We start from the raw sequence: 255 nt of genomic DNA, 5'->3' as shown, positions 1-255 counted from the left end.
TCGAAAAAGAAAGCAATAAAAAACGTTGAATTTATCTGTCGCACGTGTCAAGAGATAGAGGAGATTCCAAAGGATATAGTCAAACAATTTGATGTTCTAGATGGTGGAGACCCAATGGATCCACCTAAATTTAGTTGTGAAAGATGTGGAAATGAGATGGTTCCTGTTTACTATAAGAGTATTCACGGTATCGTCTACGATAATTCAGAACTGAAAAAGTAATGGCTACGCACTATCCCAAAAGGGCGAAGGCGT

At 38.4% G+C, this 255-nt stretch carries 1 pseudogene; it reads left to right on the top strand.

Going from position 1 to position 255, the window contains the following annotated elements:
- A pseudogene (locus ACYQ2O_RS13300) lies at nt 1–222 on the top strand (hypothetical protein); the annotation flags it as partial.
- Nucleotides 223–255 lie beyond the last annotated feature (33 nt).

The sequence above is a fragment of the Alkalibacterium sp. m-11 genome (genome assembly GCF_054658155.1).
Note: the sequence above shows the minus strand (reverse complement) of the source record. Positions and strands in the feature narration are given on the sequence as shown.